This window comes from Bradyrhizobium sp. USDA3010 (assembly GCF_056429065.1).
In genome coordinates, this window is sequence record NZ_JBWJZD010000008.1 from 20,390 (window position 1) to 38,571 (window position 18,182).

At 64.9% G+C, this 18,182-nt stretch carries 16 protein-coding genes; 10 read left to right on the plus strand and 6 right to left on the minus strand.

Going from position 1 to position 18,182, the window contains the following annotated elements; all coding sequences use genetic code 11:
- The first annotated feature begins 15 nt into the window (after window positions 1–15).
- From AC066Y_RS14730 to AC066Y_RS14740, 3 genes are all read left to right on the plus strand, one after another.
- A complete protein-coding gene (locus AC066Y_RS14730) occupies window positions 16–1,338 on the plus strand; it encodes an ABC transporter substrate-binding protein (RefSeq protein ID WP_478274489.1) in 1,323 nt (440 codons plus the stop codon).
- Window positions 1,339–1,502: 164 nt separating this feature from the next.
- Complete coding sequence (locus tag AC066Y_RS14735; protein ID WP_478274703.1) at window positions 1,503–2,354, plus strand: carbohydrate ABC transporter permease; 852 nt, start codon at window positions 1,503–1,505, stop codon at window positions 2,352–2,354.
- Window positions 2,351–3,175 (plus strand): carbohydrate ABC transporter permease, encoded by an 825-nt coding sequence (locus AC066Y_RS14740; protein ID WP_176532858.1) that lies wholly within the window; start codon window positions 2,351–2,353, stop codon window positions 3,173–3,175. Before AC066Y_RS14735 ends, AC066Y_RS14740 begins: the two co-directional genes overlap by 4 nt.
- Before the next feature lie 651 nt (window positions 3,176–3,826).
- Here the strand turns inward: AC066Y_RS14740 and AC066Y_RS14745 are convergent.
- Window positions 3,827–4,504, minus strand: coding sequence for a cysteine hydrolase family protein (locus tag AC066Y_RS14745; RefSeq protein WP_478274490.1), 678 nt, complete (start codon window positions 4,502–4,504; stop codon window positions 3,827–3,829).
- A gap of 295 nt (window positions 4,505–4,799) precedes the next feature.
- Between AC066Y_RS14745 and AC066Y_RS14750 the strand changes: the two genes are divergently transcribed.
- Complete coding sequence (locus AC066Y_RS14750) at window positions 4,800–5,813, plus strand: formamidase (protein ID WP_478274491.1); 1,014 nt, start codon at window positions 4,800–4,802, stop codon at window positions 5,811–5,813.
- Window positions 5,814–6,054: 241 nt separating this feature from the next.
- Here AC066Y_RS14750 and AC066Y_RS14755 read toward each other — a convergent pair whose 3' ends face one another.
- A complete protein-coding gene (locus tag AC066Y_RS14755; protein WP_478274492.1) occupies window positions 6,055–7,128 on the minus strand; it encodes a YeiH family protein in 1,074 nt (357 codons plus the stop codon).
- An 86-nt stretch (window positions 7,129–7,214) separates the two neighbouring features.
- Here AC066Y_RS14755 and AC066Y_RS14760 point away from each other — a divergent pair, with 86 nt between their 5' ends.
- Entirely contained in the window at window positions 7,215–8,186 is a 972-nt protein-coding gene (locus AC066Y_RS14760) for a LysR substrate-binding domain-containing protein (RefSeq protein ID WP_478274493.1), read from the plus strand.
- On the opposite strand, the gene AC066Y_RS14765 is transcribed toward AC066Y_RS14760, so the two are convergent.
- The 3 genes from AC066Y_RS14765 to AC066Y_RS14775 all read right to left on the minus strand — a co-directional run bounded on the left by AC066Y_RS14765 (window position 8,134) and on the right by AC066Y_RS14775 (window position 11,175).
- A complete protein-coding gene (locus AC066Y_RS14765; protein ID WP_224942950.1) occupies window positions 8,134–8,355 on the minus strand; it encodes a hypothetical protein in 222 nt (73 codons plus the stop codon). The genes AC066Y_RS14760 and AC066Y_RS14765 overlap by 53 nt on opposite strands.
- A gap of 145 nt (window positions 8,356–8,500) precedes the next feature.
- Window positions 8,501–9,739, minus strand: a complete 1,239-nt coding sequence (locus AC066Y_RS14770; protein ID WP_478274494.1) for an ATP-binding protein — start codon at window positions 9,737–9,739, stop codon at window positions 8,501–8,503.
- Window positions 9,740–9,894: 155 nt separating this feature from the next.
- Window positions 9,895–11,175: an allantoate amidohydrolase gene (locus AC066Y_RS14775; protein WP_478274495.1), complete on the minus strand. Its 1,281-nt coding sequence runs from the start codon at window positions 11,173–11,175 to the stop codon at window positions 9,895–9,897.
- A gap of 370 nt (window positions 11,176–11,545) precedes the next feature.
- Here AC066Y_RS14775 and AC066Y_RS14780 point away from each other — a divergent pair, with 370 nt between their 5' ends.
- Genes AC066Y_RS14780 through AC066Y_RS14800 form a run of 5 tightly spaced genes read left to right on the plus strand, consistent with a single transcriptional unit; the run spans window position 11,546 to window position 16,921 of the window.
- Window positions 11,546–12,655: a BMP family ABC transporter substrate-binding protein gene (locus AC066Y_RS14780; protein WP_092124845.1), complete on the plus strand. Its 1,110-nt coding sequence runs from the start codon at window positions 11,546–11,548 to the stop codon at window positions 12,653–12,655.
- Entirely contained in the window at window positions 12,652–13,761 is a 1,110-nt protein-coding gene (locus AC066Y_RS14785) for an ABC transporter permease (protein ID WP_092124844.1), read from the plus strand. Before AC066Y_RS14780 ends, AC066Y_RS14785 begins: the two co-directional genes overlap by 4 nt.
- Before the next feature lies 1 nt (window position 13,762).
- Window positions 13,763–14,689, plus strand: coding sequence for an ABC transporter permease (locus AC066Y_RS14790; protein WP_478274496.1), 927 nt, complete (start codon window positions 13,763–13,765; stop codon window positions 14,687–14,689).
- A gap of 19 nt (window positions 14,690–14,708) precedes the next feature.
- Window positions 14,709–15,392 (plus strand): biuret amidohydrolase, encoded by a 684-nt coding sequence (biuH, locus tag AC066Y_RS14795; RefSeq protein ID WP_456724407.1) that lies wholly within the window; start codon window positions 14,709–14,711, stop codon window positions 15,390–15,392.
- Window positions 15,389–16,921: an ABC transporter ATP-binding protein gene (locus AC066Y_RS14800; RefSeq protein ID WP_478274497.1), complete on the plus strand. Its 1,533-nt coding sequence runs from the start codon at window positions 15,389–15,391 to the stop codon at window positions 16,919–16,921. The genes biuH and AC066Y_RS14800 overlap by 4 nt, the downstream gene beginning before the upstream one ends.
- Before the next feature lie 4 nt (window positions 16,922–16,925).
- Here the strand turns inward: AC066Y_RS14800 and AC066Y_RS14805 are convergent, their stop codons facing one another.
- Window positions 16,926–18,077, minus strand: coding sequence for a mechanosensitive ion channel family protein (locus AC066Y_RS14805; protein WP_478274498.1), 1,152 nt, complete (start codon window positions 18,075–18,077; stop codon window positions 16,926–16,928).
- Between the last annotated feature and the right edge of the window lie 105 nt (window positions 18,078–18,182).

The window sequence follows — 18,182 nt, forward strand, 5'->3', positions numbered from 1 at the left end:
TCCAGGGAGAGAAACATGTCGCATCACCTGATCTCGCGCCGGCAGATGCTGGCCGGCGCCGCAGCCGCCGGCGCGGTTGGATTGACCGGATTTCCGGCCCGCGCCGAGCTCAACTGGAAGAAATATTCCGGGACGACGCTGGAGGTGATCCTCGCCAAGGGGCCGCGCGGCGACAATCTGCAAAAATACATCAAGGAATTCACCGAGCTCTCCGGCATCAAGGTCGAATCGGAGCAGATTCCCGAGCAGCAGCAGCGCCAGAAATGCGTGATCGAGCTGTCCTCGGGCAAGCCGAGCTTCGATGTCGTGCACCTCAGCTATCACGTGCAGAAGCGGCAATTCGAGAAGGCGGGCTGGCTCGCCGACATGTCGGGCTTTCTCAAGGACCCGAGCCTGACGCCGCCCGACCTCGTCGAGAGCGATTTCTCGGCCGCCGGCCTGCAATATGCGCGCAACGACAAGGGCCAGATGCTGTCGCTGCCGTGGTCGGTCGACTATTTCATCCTCTACTACAACAAGGAGTTGTTCCAGAAGAAGGGCGTCGAGGTCCCGAAGACGCTGGAGGAGATGGCGGTCACCGCCGAGAAGCTGACCGATCCCAAGGAAGGCATCTACGGCTTTGTCGGCCGTGGCCTGCGCAACGCCAACATGGCGATGTGGACCAACTTCTATCTGAACTATGGCGGCGAATTCCTCGATGCCAAGGGCAACATCCTGACCGACGGCCCCGAGGCGATCGAGGCCACCAAGCTCTATCAGCGGCTGCTGACGAAATGCGCGCCTCCCGGCGTCGCCGGCTTCAACTGGATGGAATCGATGGCCTCGTTCACGCAAGGCCGCGCGGCGATGTGGATCGACGCCGACGGCTGGGCGCCGCCGCTGGAGGACCCCACCGCCTCGCGCGTCGTCGGCAAGGTCGGCTACACGCTGGTGCCCGCCGGACCCAAGGGCAAATTCTCGTCGACCTATGGCGACGGCGTCGGCATTCCCGCGGCGAGCAAGAACAAGGAAGCCGCCTACCTGCTCTGCCAATGGGTGGTCTCGCGGGGACAGGGCGCCCGCCTGCTGCAGGCCGGCGGCGGCGTGCCGTTCCGCAACTCCATCGTCGACGACCCCGAAGTCGCCAAGGGCGTCAAGACCAAGGAATGGCTGCAATCGGTGGTCGATTCAGCCAAGATCTCGAAGCTCGGCCTGCCAGTCATCATCCCGGTCGCCGAATTCCGCGACATCGTCGGTGCGGCACTGACCGCGACGCTGTCGGGCGCCGATCCCGCCACCGAGCTGAAGAAGGCGCACGAGCAATTCCGCCCCATCCTGGAGCGTAGTGAAAAAGCGTGAGCGTGGTGACACAGGCTGAGCCGGCGGCAGCCGGCAAAGCGTTTTCAAGCGAAGTGGGTACCGGTTCGCGTGAAGAAAACGCGTCAAAGCAAGACTCCAGAGCCGGAGGCTCTGGGGACGCCGCGCCGGCGCGTGAATGGCGTCCGCCGTCCTACTGGCCGTTCGTGATCCCGGCGCTTGTCGTGGTGCTGGCCGTGATCGTCTTTCCGTGGGTGTTCACGATCTGGATGAGCATGCAGGAATGGAAGGTCGGCTCGCCGACCGTCTTCGTCGGGCTCGCCAACTATCTGCGGCTGCCGACCGATCCGCGCTTCGTCGAGGCGGTAGGGCACACGCTGTCCTACACCGCGCTGTCGGTGGTGCTGCCGCTGGTGTTCGGCACGCTGGCGGCGGTGGTGTTTCACCAGAAATTCGCCGCGCGCGGCTTCCTGCGCGGCATCTTCATCATGCCGATGATGGCGACCCCGGTGGCGATCGCGCTGGTGTGGACCATGATGTTCCACCCGCAGCTTGGCGTCCTGAACTATCTGCTGTCACTGGTCGGCCTGCCGCCGCAGCTCTGGGTGTTCAACCCGACGACGGTGATCCCATCGCTGGTGCTGGTCGAGACCTGGCAATGGACGCCGCTGGTGATGCTGATCGTGCTCGGCGGCCTCGCCGCGATCCCGACCGAACCCTATGAGAGCGCGCAGATCGACGGCGCCAATTTCTGGCAGGTGTTCCGCTTCATCACGCTGCCTTTGATCATGCCGTTCCTGTTCATCGCCGGCATGATCCGCATGATCGACGCGGTGAAAAGCTTCGACATCATCTTCGCGATCACGCAAGGAGGGCCGGGCTCGGCGTCGGAAACCATCAACGTCTATCTCTACAGCGTTGCCTTCGTCTATTACGACCTCGGCTACGGCTCGGCGATTGCGGTGGTGTTCTTCCTCCTGATCGTGGCGCTGGCGGCGCTGTTGCTCTACTTGCGCAAGCGCCTGCTGTGGACCTCAGAACTCGGGGGCGAGGCATGAACCCGCGTCAGATTCTTGGCCGGATCGGGCTGTGGCTGTCGGTGTTCGTCATCGTCTCGCCGGCGATCCTGTTCTTCCTCTGGATGGCCTCGCTGTCGCTGAAATTCGAGATCGACAACGCCTCCTATCCGCCGGTGTTCATCCCGGAGCATTTCGCCTGGAAGAACTATGCCGATGTGTTTGCCTCCAACCGCTTCCTGACCTATTTCAGCAACAGCCTTGTCGTCACGGGCTGTGCCACTGGGCTTGCGATGCTGGTCGGCGTGCCCGCCGGCTACGGCATTGCGCGGATGGCCGCACACAAATCGGCGATCGTGATCCTGATCGCGCGCATCACGCCGGGGCTGTCGTATCTGATCCCGCTGTTCCTGCTGTTCCAGTGGCTCGGCCTGCTCGGCACGCTGGTGCCGCAGATCATCATCCACCTCGTGGTCACGGTGCCGATCGTGATCTGGATCATGATCGGCTATTTCGAGACCACGCCGCTGGAGCTGGAAGAAGCCGCGCTGATCGACGGCGCCACGCGCTGGCAGGTGTTCCGCCATGTCGCGCTGCCGATCGCCAGGCCCGGGCTCGCGGTCGCCTTCATCCTCGCGGTGATCTTCTCCTGGAACAATTTTGTGTTCGGCATCGTGCTGGCCGGGCGCGAGACGCGCACACTGCCGGTCGCGGTCTACAACATGATCTCGTTCGACCAGCTGAGCTGGGGCCCGCTTGCCGCCGCCGCGCTGATCGTGACCGCGCCGGTGCTGCTGCTCACCGTGATGGCACAGCGGCAGATCGTGGCGGGGCTGACGGCGGGGGCGGTGAAGGGCGGCTAGGTCGATTACCCGTAGATCCGGTGCCGAATGACATCTCTACTGCCGTCAGAAGCGGACAAAAGAGGCGCGATTGGTCATGTCGGCTTTGGGCCAAAAGCCTTGCCGCTTTCCTGAACATGTCATCCCGCTCGTCGAAGGGCCTTCCAAGCCAGCAGAGCGGCTGCGAGAACTGAAACGGCGCAAAAGGCAATAGCCCCCAATGTGCGGACATCGGGACGTGGCTCATTAATCCATACCAGCGCCGCCAGGCAGAGGAACGCCGGGACCGCACAAGCTTGTGTAGCGATATATTGTTTCCGCAATCGCAGCGGCACACGGGGACTCCAGATGAATTCATTGACCTCAAATCTGCGAGACAAGGTGTCCAACGGCTCCTGAGGATACGACTTAGCCAGCTCTGCCATCACGGACATGAAACCCCATCCGGCAATGCTGAGGAGTACGATGGCAAGCGCGCACAAAAGTAGCGACATTTCACATCCACAGCAGCTGCAACATCAGCCGGAATAGTCCGGTTTGGGTCACAAGGCGATATCCCCGACGTCGGGTCGTGTGTCTGCTTCGTCCCTGAAAGCGGGCGCCCCAAAGTTATGAGTACGACGCAAGAGGTAACGCGCCTCATTCGCGGCCGCAACCTGATTTAATCTTGCTCTAGTGCCCGAGCGCTTCCAGCACCGCGGTTGAATCGGTGACCCAACCGAAAATGCCGCCCTGGGCCTTGATCATCTTCAGGCCCATCTCGTGGAATTCCGGGAAGTAGGACGCGCAGCCGTCGGAGATCACGACGCAGCGATAGCCGCGGTCATTGGCCTCGCGCACCGTGGTGTTGACGCAGACTTCGGTGGTGACACCGCAGACCAAGAGATTCTCGATGCCGTATTTCTGCAGGATGTCGCCGAATTCGGTGGCGTAGAACGCGCCCTTGCCGGGCTTGTCGATCACGATCTCGCTCTGGAGCGGATAAAGCTCGGGGATGATGTCGTGCCCGGCCTCGCCGCGGATCAGGATCCGTCCCATCGGACCGGGATCGCCGATCCGCAAGCGAGGCGCACCACGCTCGAGCTTTGCCGGCGGCGCGTCGGAGAGATCAGGCAGATGGCCCTCGCGGGTATGGACCACAAGCAGCCCGGCGTCGCGCACCGCGGCGAGGACGGCGGCGATCGGCTGCACCGCGCGGGCAAGCTGGCTGACGTCATTGCCGAGCGTCTCGCCGAAGCCCCCTCGCTCCATGAAATCGCGCTGCATGTCGATGATGACGAGCGCGGTCTTGCTCCAGTCGAGCGTGATCGGCGCCGGCTCCGCCGCGATTGTCCCGCTTGAATTCGCCATGACGCACGCCCCGAATGCGAGAAGACCCGCATTTGATTAAGCAAACCGCATGCCATTGCGCAATGATGCGCCTCCTGCCCTCAAACGCCGGAAACGTCTGGCATCTCAATCTGTTGGGACACACGCTCGGCCGTTCTCCGCGCCATCTTCCCATGTTCTCACCGGCACCTGATTTGCTGGCCGTTCGATCTTGCTGGCATGATCGTTGCTAGCCAAGGGCCGGACGGGAGCCCTACCGAACGACAACAATCGTTCGCGAAATGACAGCCCATTTCAAACAGGCGGGAGGACAGGCATGAATGGACTTGGCGGTCTCAACAAGTCGCCCAACGGCGTGGTGATCGGACTGGTGCAGCTGCAGCTGCCCGTGGTGGCGACCAGGGCCGATCTGGCACGGCAGACCGAGCGCATCGTCTGGATGGTCGGCAAGGCGCGGCGCAATCTCGCCACCATGGACCTTGTCGTGTTCCCCGAATATTCGCTGCACGGTCTCTCGATGGACACCAATCCGGAGATCATGTGCCGGCTCGACGGACCCGAGGTCGCGGCCTTCAGGCAGGCCTGCATCGACAACAGGATCTGGGGCTGCTTCTCCATCATGGAGTTCAACCCGCACGGCAATCCCTACAATTCCGGGCTGATCATCGACGATCATGGCGAGATCAAGCTCTATTACCGCAAATTCCATCCCTGGATTCCGGTCGAGCCGTGGGAGCCGGGCGATGTCGGCATTCCCGTGATCGACGGACCGAAAGGCGCGAAGATCGCGCTGATCATCTGCCATGACGGCATGTTCCCCGAAATGGCCCGTGAATGCGCCTACAAGGGCGCGGAGATCATGATCCGCACCGCAGGCTACACCGCGCCGATCCGCAACAGCTGGCGCTTCACCAACCAGGCCAACGCGTTCCAGAACCTGATGGTGACCGCCAATGTCTGCATGTGCGGCTCGGACGGGTCGTTCGACTCGATGGGCGAAGGCATGATCGTCAATTTCGACGGCAGCATCATCGCGCACGGGACCACGGGACGGGCCGACGAGATCATCACCGCCGAGGTGCGGCCCGATCTCGTGCGCGAGGCGCGGATCAACTGGGGCGTCGAGAACAACATCTATCAGCTCTGGCACCGCGGCTATGTCGCGGTGAAGGGCGGCGCGATGGATTGCCCCTACACCTTCATGCAGGACATGGTGTCCGGCCGCTTCCGCCTGCCCTGGGAAGATCAGGTCAAGATCACCGACGGCACGTCCTGCGGCTTTCCCGCACCGACACGGATGTTCGGCAAGACCGCGAAGGCCGCCGAGTAGCCGCTGGAGCGGTGTGAGTTTTGGTTGACTCGCTTTGCCGCGCTTTCGGTTCACCTCTCCCTTTGGGAGAGGTCGGATTGCTCTCGGCGATGCGAAGCATCGTCCGGTGCAATCCGGGTGAGGGCTCTTGCTCTCCCGATAGACCGTAACCCCTCACCCGATTTGCTGCGCAAATCGACCTCTCCCAAAGGGAGAGGTGAACTTCCGACGCCGTTCGAGCTCAACCCGATCTCATCACGCTCTACTTGAAGAAATGCACGAGGCCGATGCTGAGGCCCAGCAGCAGCAGCAGCGACAGCGTGACCGCCGCCGTCACCCGGCCGCCGACGGTCGAGAGCACGCGGACGTCGACGCCGAGCCCGAGCGCTGCCATTGACACGACGGTGAGGATCGCCGCCGTCTTGGTCACCGGCGCGATCGCGATGTCAGGCACGAGCTGGAACGAGCGCAGCGCGGCCAGCACCAGGAAGCCGATGATGAACCAGGGCACCAGCTTGAACGGGCTGATCGAGGCGGCCTTTGCACCACTTTCCTTGGCGGTGCCGGCGGCCTTGCGCCGCCGCGCCACGAACAGCGAGAGGCCGACCACGATCGGGCCCAGCATCAGGACGCGCACCAGCTTCACCAGCGTGCCGATCTGGGTGGAGACGATGCCGGCCGGCACGGTCGCCGCCAGCACCTGTGGCACGGCGTAGACGGTGAGCCCGGCGAGGATGCCGTATTGCGTCGCCGTCAGCTTCAGAAGCGGAATCAGCAGCGGCAGGCCGAGCACCATCAGCACGCCGAGAATGGCGGTGAACGAGATCGACGAGGCGATGTCGTCGCCGTCGGCCTCGATCACGGGTGCCACCGCCGCGATCGCGGAATTGCCGCAGATCGAATTGCCGCAGGCGATCAGGATCGCGAGCTTGGCCTTGAGCCCGAGGATCCGGCTGAGACCATAGGTCACCGCCAGCATGATCATGACGGTGACGGCGATCGCGCCGATCAGGAGCCCGCCCGACGCCACGATCGCGGCGAAGCTGATGGACGCGCCGAGCAGCATCACCGCAACCTCGAGCAGCTGCTTGGCGCTGAAGGCGATGCCCGAGCGCCAGCGCTCCGACGGCTCCCAGGCGGTACGGACCGCCATCCCGAGCAGGATCGCGACGACCAGCGCCTCGATATAGGGGTGGTCGAAAACCCGCTCTTCGGCGGCCTGGATGCCGAGCGAGATGACGGTGACCACCCCGCAGAGCAGAATGCCCGGAATCAGCAGGAAAATGCGCTTCAGCACGCCCTGCTTCTGCCCCTGATCTTGTTCTTGTTGCGGCACGACATCCTCTTTTCGGAGAAGATTTTATGCGCCAGGGCGTCGCGTCTGGCTAATATCTTTTCGGACTGCCCCGATAGAGAGAAGTTATGTCCCTCAACCTGCATCTGCTCCGCCTGTTCGCGGCCGTGGCGAGAACCGGAAGCTTCTCCCGCGCCGCCGACCTCCTGCACATCAGCCAGCCGGCGATCTCCAAGGGCGTGCGGGATTTCGAGCTGCAGGTCGGCTGCCGGCTGCTCGACCGCACGCCGAAGGGGGTGCGGCCGACCCGGGAGGGCGCGGCGCTGGCTCGCCATGCCGAGACGCTGTTCGCGGCCGAGCGCGCCGCCGAGGACGAGTTGCAGGCCCTGCGCAACCTCGACAGCGGTTCGCTGCGCATCGGCGCCAGCACGACGATCGCGACCTACATGATCCCGGAATATCTCGGCGTCTTCCACCGCGCCTTTCCCGGCATCGACCTGCATGTGGTGAACGCCAACACCTCTGATATCGCCGCGCTGATGCTGGGACATGAGATCGAAATCGCCCTGGTCGAGGGGCCTGTCGAGGACGAGAACCTGATCAGCGAAGCCTGGCGGACCGACGTGATGGTCCTGATCGCGGCTCCGGATCATCGCTTCGCAGCCGCCGCGGGAGCGATCGACGTCCGCCTGCTCAACGACGAGATCCTGATCGTGCGCGAGCCCGGCTCGGGCACGCGCGAGGTGGTCGCGCAGGCGCTGGCCGCCCACCGCGTCGAACCGCAGCGCACGCTGGAGATCGGCAGCACCGAGGCGATCAAGCAGGCGGTGGCATCAGGCGTCGGCGTCGCCATCGTGTCGGTCGCGACGATCGACGATCAGGTGAAGCTGGGGAAGCTCAAGATCATCCCGATCAAGGGTGTCCATATCGAGCGCACGCTGTGGCAATTGAAATCGCCCGGCCGGCTGGACGTGCCGGCGGCGGTCGCGTTCGAGGGGATCATTCGGGAGACAAAGGGCGCGAAGACCGCGCCGCGAACGCCGGCGGCTAAAGCGCGGCGAACAGACCCTGCGCCCACGCAACGGCATGCTCGAAGCTGAACACGCCGGGCTCGAAATAGACCGCGCGCGCCAGCACGATGCCGACCACCAGCACCCAGAACACGCTGGTGCCCGCGGTCTTCAGCCATTTCGACACGCCTTCGCTCGCGGCCGAAGAATCGACCGCGGGAACCGGCTCGCCGAAGGGATCGAATGCGGATTGGCTCATCGTCTTGACCATCAGGACTGCCCGCACAATGTCGCAACGGCGGGGGCGGAAGCAAGGGTCGTTGAATGCCTTTTGCGCCGGTTCCTTGGAAGGACGTTTTCCAGCCCGAATGCCGGGGAGTATTTCCTTCTGAGCGCCCGAGGCATCAGCTATCGGTCCCGCGCTGCGGCGCCAGGCGCGGCAACGCGATCCGCACGCTCGTCCCCATGCCCGGAGCACTATCCAGATGGAGCTCTCCGCCCAACCGGTTCGTGACGATGTTGTGAACGATGTGGAGGCCGAGCCCGATACGGCCGATGTCGCGGCGCGTGGTGAAGAATGGATCGAAGGCCTGCCGCAGCACATCACGGCTCATCCCGCAGCCGTCGTCGGCGAACAGGATTTCCACCTGGTCCTGACCTGACGCGCGCAGCCGGATCGTGATGGTGCCGCCCTTGCCGTCCGGAAAGGCATGCGCGACCGAGTTGACGAACAAATTGGTCAGCGCCTGACCGTAGGGGCCGGGATAGCTGTTCATCGCGAGACCGGACGGGCAGTCGACCTCGAGCGCCAGATTGTTCTTCGGCAACGCCGGACGCAGGTTCGAGAGCACCTGCTCGGTGACCTCGCCGAGATCGAACTGGCTGCGGTCGAAATAGCTGCGATCGACGGCCACCTGCTTGAACGATTGCACCAGATCCGCGGCGCGCTTGAGGTTGCCGACCAGCAGCGCCGATGCGCTTTCGACGACCTCGATGAAATCGCTCAGGCTGGAGCGCTTCAGCTTGCCGCGCGCGGCCTCGGCAGCGAAGTCGGCGCATTTCTGCTCCAGCACCGAGGCGACCGTGAGGCTGGTGCCGACCGGACTGTTGATCTCATGCGCGACACCGGCCACCAGCCGGCCAAGCGCCGCGAGCTTTTCCGCCTCGATCAGCGACGCCTGGGTCTCCTGCAGATGATGCAGGGCCTTCTCGGCCGCGTCGCGGGCGGCGCGGATCTCGCGTTCGCTGCGTTTGCGGTCGGTGATCTCTTCCGCCGCCACGTTGACTCCGACGATGCTGCCGTTCGGCTCGCGCTGCGGATGCCAATGCGTGATCCAGCATCGCTCGTCATTGTGGCCCGGGCGCTGGCCGTACACCTCAACGCCGGTCACGGGCTCTCCGGTCTCCATGATCGAGCGAACGATGCCTTCGACCGCGGTCGCCAATGCGGGCACGCAATCATGCACGGTGCGTCCGAGATGACCTTCGACGGAAATGCCGCAGATTTCGGTGAGCCGCTGGTTGATCTGGAGGTAACGGCAATCGGGAGAGAGATAGGCAAGGCCGATCGGTGCAGTGTCATAGATCAGCTGCAACGCCGGTTGTTTCGGGAACTGAACGTCCTGGACGACGGACGAGCGCATGTCCTTCCCCCCGTTCGGACAAGTCTAGCGCTTCGGACCCGGGGCGCAAATAGGCTCGGCCGAGCCGGAAACGGCGGTCTGATCTGTCCGGATTCGGCACGGATCGGGCGACAGCGGACTGGCGCCATACGGGCCACCAGGCGTGGCGGCCTCAGCTATTCACTGCACCGTGCGGATGAAAAATTCTCGATGAAACGCAGCAGCACCCGTGCGCCGGTGTCGGCGTCGGCGAGTTCGACATGCTCGGCCGGATTGTGGCTGATCCCGCCGCGGCAGCGCACGAAGATCATGCCGATATCGGCGACGTCGACCATCGCCATCCCGTCGTGCCCGGCCCCGCTCGGCAGCTCGAATACGGCATGGCCCTCGGCGGCGACCGCCGCGGCGATCTGCGCTTTCAGCCACGGCGCGCAGGGCACGCTGCGGTTCTCGTGGGTGACGTCGATCTGCAAGGCGAGTTCGCGGCGCTTTGCGATCGCCTCGATCTGACGCACGATGTCGGCGACGGCGCGCTTGCGATGCATGTCGCTCTGCGAGCGGACGTCCATTGTGAAGGACACCTTGCCTGGGATCACGTTGGTGGCGCCGGGCATGGCGCTGATATAGCCGACGGTGCCGACCAGGCCGGCTTCATCGCTCTTGCAGAACTGCTCGATCGCAACGATGCATTCGGCGGCACCGGTCAGCGCATCGCGCCGCAGCTTCATCGGCACGGTGCCGGCATGACCGGCGACGCCGGTGAGATTGGCGGCGAGCCGGGTCGCACCTGAAATCGCGGTGACGACGCCGACCGGCAGCGCCTTCTCTTCCAGCACGGGGCCCTGCTCGATGTGCAGCTCGACATAACCGAGCAGCTCGCGGCGGGCGCGTGCCGCCTTGCCGATATGATCGGGGTCGAGCCCGAAGGCGATCAGCGCATCGCGCATCGACGTGCCGGCGCGATCGCGGGTGTTGAGCACGCTCTCGTCGAACGTGCCGGCCACCGCGCGGCTGCCGAGCAGGGTCGACGCAAAGCGCACGCCCTCCTCGTCGGCAAAGCCCACGATCTCGATCGCGAACGGCAGCCGCTTGCCGCGCCGGTTCAGATCGGCGACGCAGGCGATCGCGGTGACGACGCCGAGCGGGCCGTCCCATCTGCCGGCGTCGCGCACGGTGTCGTAATGCGAGCCGAGCATCAGGGCCGGCAGGCCCGGCCGCTCGCCCTCGTAGCGGCCGCAGACATTGCCGATCGCATCGAGATGCGCGCTCATGCCGGCCTCGCGCATCCAGGACAGGATGAGATCGGCCGCCTTGCGATGCTCGTCGGTGAGGAAGACGCGCGCCAGATGCTCCGGCGTCTCGGAGATCGCCGCGAGCTGATCGATCCGCGCCACGATCTCGTCGCCAAGGGAGGATGGATTCAAGGACGATTTCGCGGACGGTTTCTTCTCGCTCATGCTGTTTCCCATCAGTCCAGCCATGCACCTGGGCCCGGTTCACTCGTAGCAGGCCCGATCCGATTGACCAGCCGGCAAATGGCGCCCTGACGCCGCCCGGGCGCGGCTCGCATCGGCCGTCCGGGGGTTAGCGACTGCTTAACGGCATTGCATACAACGACGATTGATCGCTCACCAAATGGGCAATTTGGAATCTGCCGATTCCGGAGGCCGCCCATATTGATTATTATTCACATTCATATTCAGTCACTTACAGAACCATGACCGCCAAATGTGCTCTGGCACGAAGCTTGCGACACTCCGTCACGCGCCGCCGTTACGGCGGCTGCGACAAGGACAGGCGGGTCGGCCCCGCCGGAGGGAGCAGGCGATGGATTTTGGCAGGATTTCAAGAAGGCATTTATTGCAGGGAAGCGCGGCATTGGCGCTCGGCAGCACGCTCGGCGTTCGCGGCGCGGCGGCAGCGGAAACCACGGTCGGCTTCATCTATGTCGGGTCGCGCGACGACTACGGCTACAACCAGGCCCACGCGCAGGGCGCGGCGGCGCTGAAGAAGCTTCCCGGCATCAAGGTGGTCGAGGAAGAGAAGGTGCCGGAGACCGACGCAGTCGAGAAGACCATCGAGTCCATGATCAATCTCGATGGCGCCACGCTGCTGTTTCCGACCTCGTTCGGCTATTACAACCCGCACGTCGTCAAGATGGCGGGCAAGTTTCCGAAGATGCATTTCGAGCATTGCGGCGGCCTGTGGTCCGACAAGGACCCGAAGAACGCCGGCAGCTATTTCGGCTATATCGACGAGGCGCAATACATCTCCGGCATCGTCGCCGGCTATTCGACCAAGAGCGGCAAGCTCGGCTTCGTCGCGGCCAAGCCGATCCCGCAGGTGCTGCGCAACATCAACGCGTTCACGCTCGGCGCCCGGCTCGCCAATCCGAAGGCGACCACGCAGGTGATCTTCACCGGGGACTGGTCGATGCCGGTCAAGGAAGCCGAGGCGACCAACAGCCTGATCGACCAGGGCGTCGATGTGCTGACCTGCCATGTCGACGGACCGAAGACGATGGTCGAGAACGCCGCGCGCCGTGGCGCGATGGTGTGCGGCTATCACGTCAACCAGTCGCCGCTGGCGCCGAAGGCCTATCTCACCGGCGCCGAGTGGAACTGGGAAGCGCTCTATCCGAAATTCGTCAAGATGATCACCGCGGGTGAGGCAATCCCGAACTTCTATCGCGGCGGCCTGAAGGAAGAGATCGTCAAGGTCTCGCCCTATGGCGAGATGGTCTCGGCGGAAGCCCGCAAGCATGCCGACGACGTCAAGGCCAAGTTCATGTCCGGCGAGTACGCGATCTTCAAGGGCCCGCTCGTCGACAACAAGGGCAAGACGGTGATCGCTTCCGGCACCGACCGCGGCCAGCAGGATCCCGAGCTCGAAAAGATGGACTATCTCGTCGAGGGTGTGATCGGAGCCACCGCGTGACGACCGAGGCGGCGGAATCGGTGGAGGCGGCAGGCGTTGCGCCGGCCGCCGATCCCGGCTTCCTCCAGCGCTACGGCGCGAGCATCGAGTACATCCTGATCCCGGGCGCGGCGCTGGTCGGCGCGCTCGCGGTGTTCGGCGGCTTCATCGCGCTCTACGGCAAGAACCCGCTCGATCTCTATTTCTACATGTATTACGGCGCGTTCGGCACCTGGTTCTCCTGGCAGAACACGCTGACCCGCGCAGCGCCGTTGATCCTGACCGCGCTGTGCACGGCGCTGCCGGCGCAGCTTGGCATGGTGATCATCGGCGGCGAAGGCGCGCTTCTGATCGGCGCGCTGTCGGCAACATCAGCGGCGCTGGCGTTGCAGGGCGCAGCACCGATCGTCGTGCAGACCGCCATGGTGATCGCGGGCATGATCGGTGGCGGCCTCTGGATCACTCTGTCGGGCGGCTTGCGGCAATATCGCGGGGTCAACGAGACGATCTCGAGCCTGCTGCTGGTCTATATCGCGCTTGCCATCCTCAACCATCTGGTCGAGGGGCCGATGCGCGATCCGGCCAGCCTCAACAAGCCGTCGACGCGCGAGATCGGCGCCGCCAACATGATCGGCAGCATTCCCGGCACCGACGTGCATTGGGGCCTGGTGTTCGGCCTCGTCGCCGCAGTTGCCGCCTACATCCTGATCTATCACACCACTTTCGGCTTCGCCGCGCGCGTCGCCGGCGGCAACATCCGCGCCGCCAAGATCGTGGGGCTTTCCGTCGGCAAGCTGATCCTGACCGTCTGCTTCCTCGCCGGCAGCAGCGCGGGACTAGCCGGCATGATCGAGGTCGCGGCCGTGCAGGGCCGCACCAACGCCAACCTCGCCGCTGGCTACGGCTTCACCGGCATCCTCGTCGCGTTCCTGGCGCGACAGAATCCACTCGCGATCATTCCGGTCGCGATCCTGCTCGGCGGCATCTCGGCCTCCGGCGGCCTGTTGCAGCGGCGGCTCGGCCTGCCCGATGCGTCAGTGCTGGTGCTGCAAGGCATCATCTTCGTGTTCGTGCTGGCAAGCGACGCGCTCTACGGGCGGATCGGCTTCCTGAAGGGAAAGTCCTGACATGACGGATGCTTCGCTCGGGCTCTGGACCGTCCCGCTCGCCGTGTTCGGCGGCGCCATCCGCGTCTCGACGCCATTCCTGTTCGTCAGCCTCGGCGAATGCATCACCGAACGAAGTGGCCGCATCAATCTCGGCCTCGAAGGCACGCTGGTGATGGGCGCGATGAGCGCCTACGGCATCTCCTATCTCTCCGGCTCACCATGGCTTGGCGTGCTCGCGGCGGGGATCACCGGCGCCTTGTTCGGCGCGCTGCATGCCGGCATCTGCTCGCTGCCGCGGGTCAACGACATCGCAGTCGGCATCGCGCTGATGCTGCTCGGCACCGGCCTTGCCTTCTTCCTCGGCAAGCCGCTGATCGAGCCGACGGCGGCACGGCTGCCGGCGATCGATTTCGGCTGGTGGAGCGACGTGCCGCAGGTGCGCGCGGCGCTGCGCATCAACGCGCTGTTCCTGATCGGCGTCGCGATCGCACCGCTACTCTATTGGGCCTTCAGGACCACGCGCTGGGGCCTGTTGATCCGCACCGCCGGCGAAAGCGCTGACGCGGCGCGCGCGATGGGCCATTCGGTGCTGCTGATCAGGCTGCGCGCCACCATGGTCGGCGGCTTCCTCGCCGGCATCGGCGGCTCGTTCCTGTCGCTGTTCTATCCCGGCAGCTGGAACGAGGGCCTCTCCTCCGGACAGGGCATCACGGCCGTGGCACTGGTGATCTTCGCGCGCTGGGACCCGATGCTGTGCCTGTGGGCCTCGCTCGCGTTCGGCGGCGCCGCCGCGCTCGGGCCTGCGCTGCAATCGGTCGGCATCACCTCCGGCTACCATTTGTTCAATGCCGCGCCCTACATCCTGACGCTTGCGATCATGATCATCACCTGCTCGCCGAAGCGCACGCTGACCGGCGCGCCGGCCGAATTGTCCATCACCCGATAGCATCTCGCGAGATCATTCCATGCCCGAGCGCTTCATCAAATCCGAGCCCTACGCCTGGCCCTACAATGGCGACCTGCGGCCGCAAAACACCGCGCTCATCATCATCGACATGCAGACCGATTTTTGCGGCGTCGGCGGCTATGTCGACAAGATGGGCTACGATCTCTCGCTGACGCGGGCGCCGATCGAGCCGATCAAGAAACTGCTCGCGGTGATGCGCGCGCAGGGTTTTCACATCATCCACACCCGCGAAGGCCACCGCCCTGACCTTGCCGACCTGCCCGACAACAAGCGCTGGCGCTCGCGCCAGATCGGCGCCGGCATCGGCGACCCCGGCCCGTGCGGCCGCATCCTGGTGCGCGGCGAACCCGGCTGGGACATTATCCCCGACCTCGCACCGCTGCCAGGCGAGCCAATCATCGACAAGCCCGGCAAGGGCTCGTTCTGCGCCACCGACCTCGAGCTGATGCTGCGGCTGCGCGGCATCGAGAACATCGTGCTGACCGGCATCACCACCGACGTCTGCGTCCACACCACGATGCGCGAGGCCAATGACCGCGGCTTCGAATGCGTGTTGGTCGAGGATTGCTGCGGCGCGACCGACCGGAGCAATCACGATCACGCGCTGAAGATGATCAAGATGCAGGGCGGCGTGTTCGGCGCAGTAGCCAAATCCGCCGACCTGATCGGGGCGCTGTCGTGATCATCGGCGAACCGCCCGCCCCGTCAGGCGCGTTCGGCGTCGACGCCATCGCCATGACGATGCGGTTCGGCGACTTCGCAGCGCTCGACAATGTCGAGCTCAAGGTGCGGCCCGGCTCGTTCCATGCCCTTCTCGGCGAGAACGGCGCGGGCAAGAGCACGCTCGTGAAATGCATCATGGGCTATTACCACGCCACCGAGGGCGACATCCTGGTCGGCGGCCGCCAGCAAACCATCGCCAACCCCAAGAACGCGCATGCGCTCGGGCTCGGCATGGTCTACCAGCACTTTACCCTCGTGCCGGCGATGACGGTTGCCGAGAACCTGGTATTGGCACGCGACGACGTGCCGGCCGTGGTTGACTGGCGCAAGGAAAAGAAGGAGCTCGAGGCTTTCCTGGCGCGGATGCCGTTCAAGGTGCCACTCGACGCAAAAGTCTCGGACATCTCCGCCGGCGAGCGGCAGAAATGCGAGATCCTCAAGCAGCTCTATCTGAAGCGCCGCTTCCTGATCCTGGACGAGCCGACCTCGGTGCTGACGCCGGGCGAGGCCGACGAGGTGCTCGGCATGCTGCGCGAGATGGTGGTCGCGGGCGAACTGACCATCCTGATGATCACGCACAAGTTCCGCGAGGTGATGGCGTTTGCCGATGACGTCACGATCCTGCGCCGCGGCAAGCTCGCCGGCACCGGCCGGGTCGCCGATCTTACCCCGGACGAGATGGCTCGCACCATGATCGGCGCCGAACAGCTGACCGTGCAGCCGCCGCGCACCGGCGAGACCGGCGCGCCCCGGCTCGAGCTCGACAGGCTCACCGCGCTCGACGATGCCGGCGCCATCGCGGTGCACGGCGTGTCGCTGACGGTGAAGAGCGGCGAGATCGTCGGCATCGCCGGCGTCTCCGGCAACGGCCAGCGCCAGCTGGTCGAGGTGCTGGCCGGCCAGCGCGACGCCGAGGGCGGCGTAATCCGCGTTCAGGGCGAGGCCTATGCGGCAAGCCGCGAGGAGATGCGCCGCCACAAGATGTCACTGTTGCCGGAAGAGCCGCTGAAGAACGCCTGCGTCGGCGGCATGAGCGTCGCCGACAACATCGCATTCCGCGAATTCGATCGCGCCCCGTTCGCGCGCGGCGGCTGGTGGCTGAACCGCTCGGCGTTCCGCGACGACGCGGAACGCAAGATCAACCGTTACAAGATCAAGACCCGCACGCCGGAGACGCCGATCGCGGCGCTGTCGGGCGGCAATGTGCAGCGCGCGGTGCTGGCGCGCGAACTCTCGGGCGACGTCGAGGTGCTGATCGCCGCCAATCCGTGCTTCGGGCTCGACTTCGCCGCGGTGGCGCAGATCCACGCCGAGATCATGGCCGCCCGCAACCGCGGCGCCGCGGTGCTGCTGGTCAGCGAAGACCTCGACGAGCTGCTGGAGCTGTCGGATCGGCTGGTGGTGATGTTCCACGGCGCGTTCGTGCACGAGGCCCGCGCCAGCGAGGCTGACCTCACCGAGATCGGCCGCCACATGGCCGGACACTGATCAGCTACGTGCCGGCGCCCCCGCCCGCGCGCTGCCGTGCCGGCGCTGCGCGCAGGAACGCCCTGCCGAAGTCGTCGACGGCGGGCGCCAGGATCGCCCGATCCCGCGGCAGCGCGTCCGGCATCTCGTCGCGAATGAACGCCAGCAGCTTCTCCCGTATCTCGCAGCGCAGGTCCCAGGACTGCGGCGCATTCCGCGCGCTGACCAGCGCGCGGAGCTCGATGGTGCGCGGGTGGGTGTCGATCACCTGCAGATTGACCACCGCGCCATCCCAAAGCCGCGACTCCTTGGCCACCTGCTCCAGCCTCGTGCGGATGGCCGGCACATCGGCGCTGTAATCAACATGCAGCGCGATCGCGCCGATCAGAGATTGCGCGTCGCGGGTCCAGTTCTGGAACGGACGCTCGATAAAGTAGGACAACGGCACCACCATGCGCCGCCAGTCCCACAGCCGGATCACGACATAGGTCGAGGCGATGTCCTCGACCCAACCCCATTCGTTCTCAATGATGACGGCGTCCTCGATCCGGATCGGCTGGGTGACGGCGATCTGTACGCCGGCGATCAGGTTGCTCAGCAACGGTCTTGCCGCGAGACCGACGATCAGGCCGGCGGCGCCGGCCGAGGCGAACAAGCTGACGCCATATTGCCTGACCGAGTCGAACGTCATCAACGCGGTGGAGACCGCGATGATGACGATCAGCGTGTCGGTGACCCGCTTGAAGACGCGAACCTGGGTCACGTGCTTGCGCGCCAGAAAATTCTCGGCGACGTCGAGGCGAAATCTATCGAGATATCTGGCCGACGCCATGTCGACGGCGCGGATCGAGATCCAGCCGACCAGCGCGATGACGGCGACGCCGAAGAAATGGCTGAGCGTCTGCCGCAGCAAATCGTTGAGCGGCGCCAGCGGCAATACCAACGCGACCGCGGCGAGACACAGCGCCAGCCGCGTCGGTCCCGATGTCCGGTCAAGCAATAGCGGCGCGACCGAATTCTTCGGCCCGACCATGCGATGGATGACGCGCTGTGCGATCGAGTGAACGATGAGCGCGACGGCGATCGCAGCCGTGATGAGGCCGAGACCGACCACCCAATCGGGAACCCAGCGAAATGTGTGTTCCAACCTGGTCAGGATGTCCTGGATGTCCTGCATGATCCCGCCTGCTCCGCATTGCAGGCCGCTAACGCGCGGCGGCCGGGATCGCTTCTGATATAGGTGCAATGCAGCAATTCACCCGATGCATTTCGGGTGAGGGCA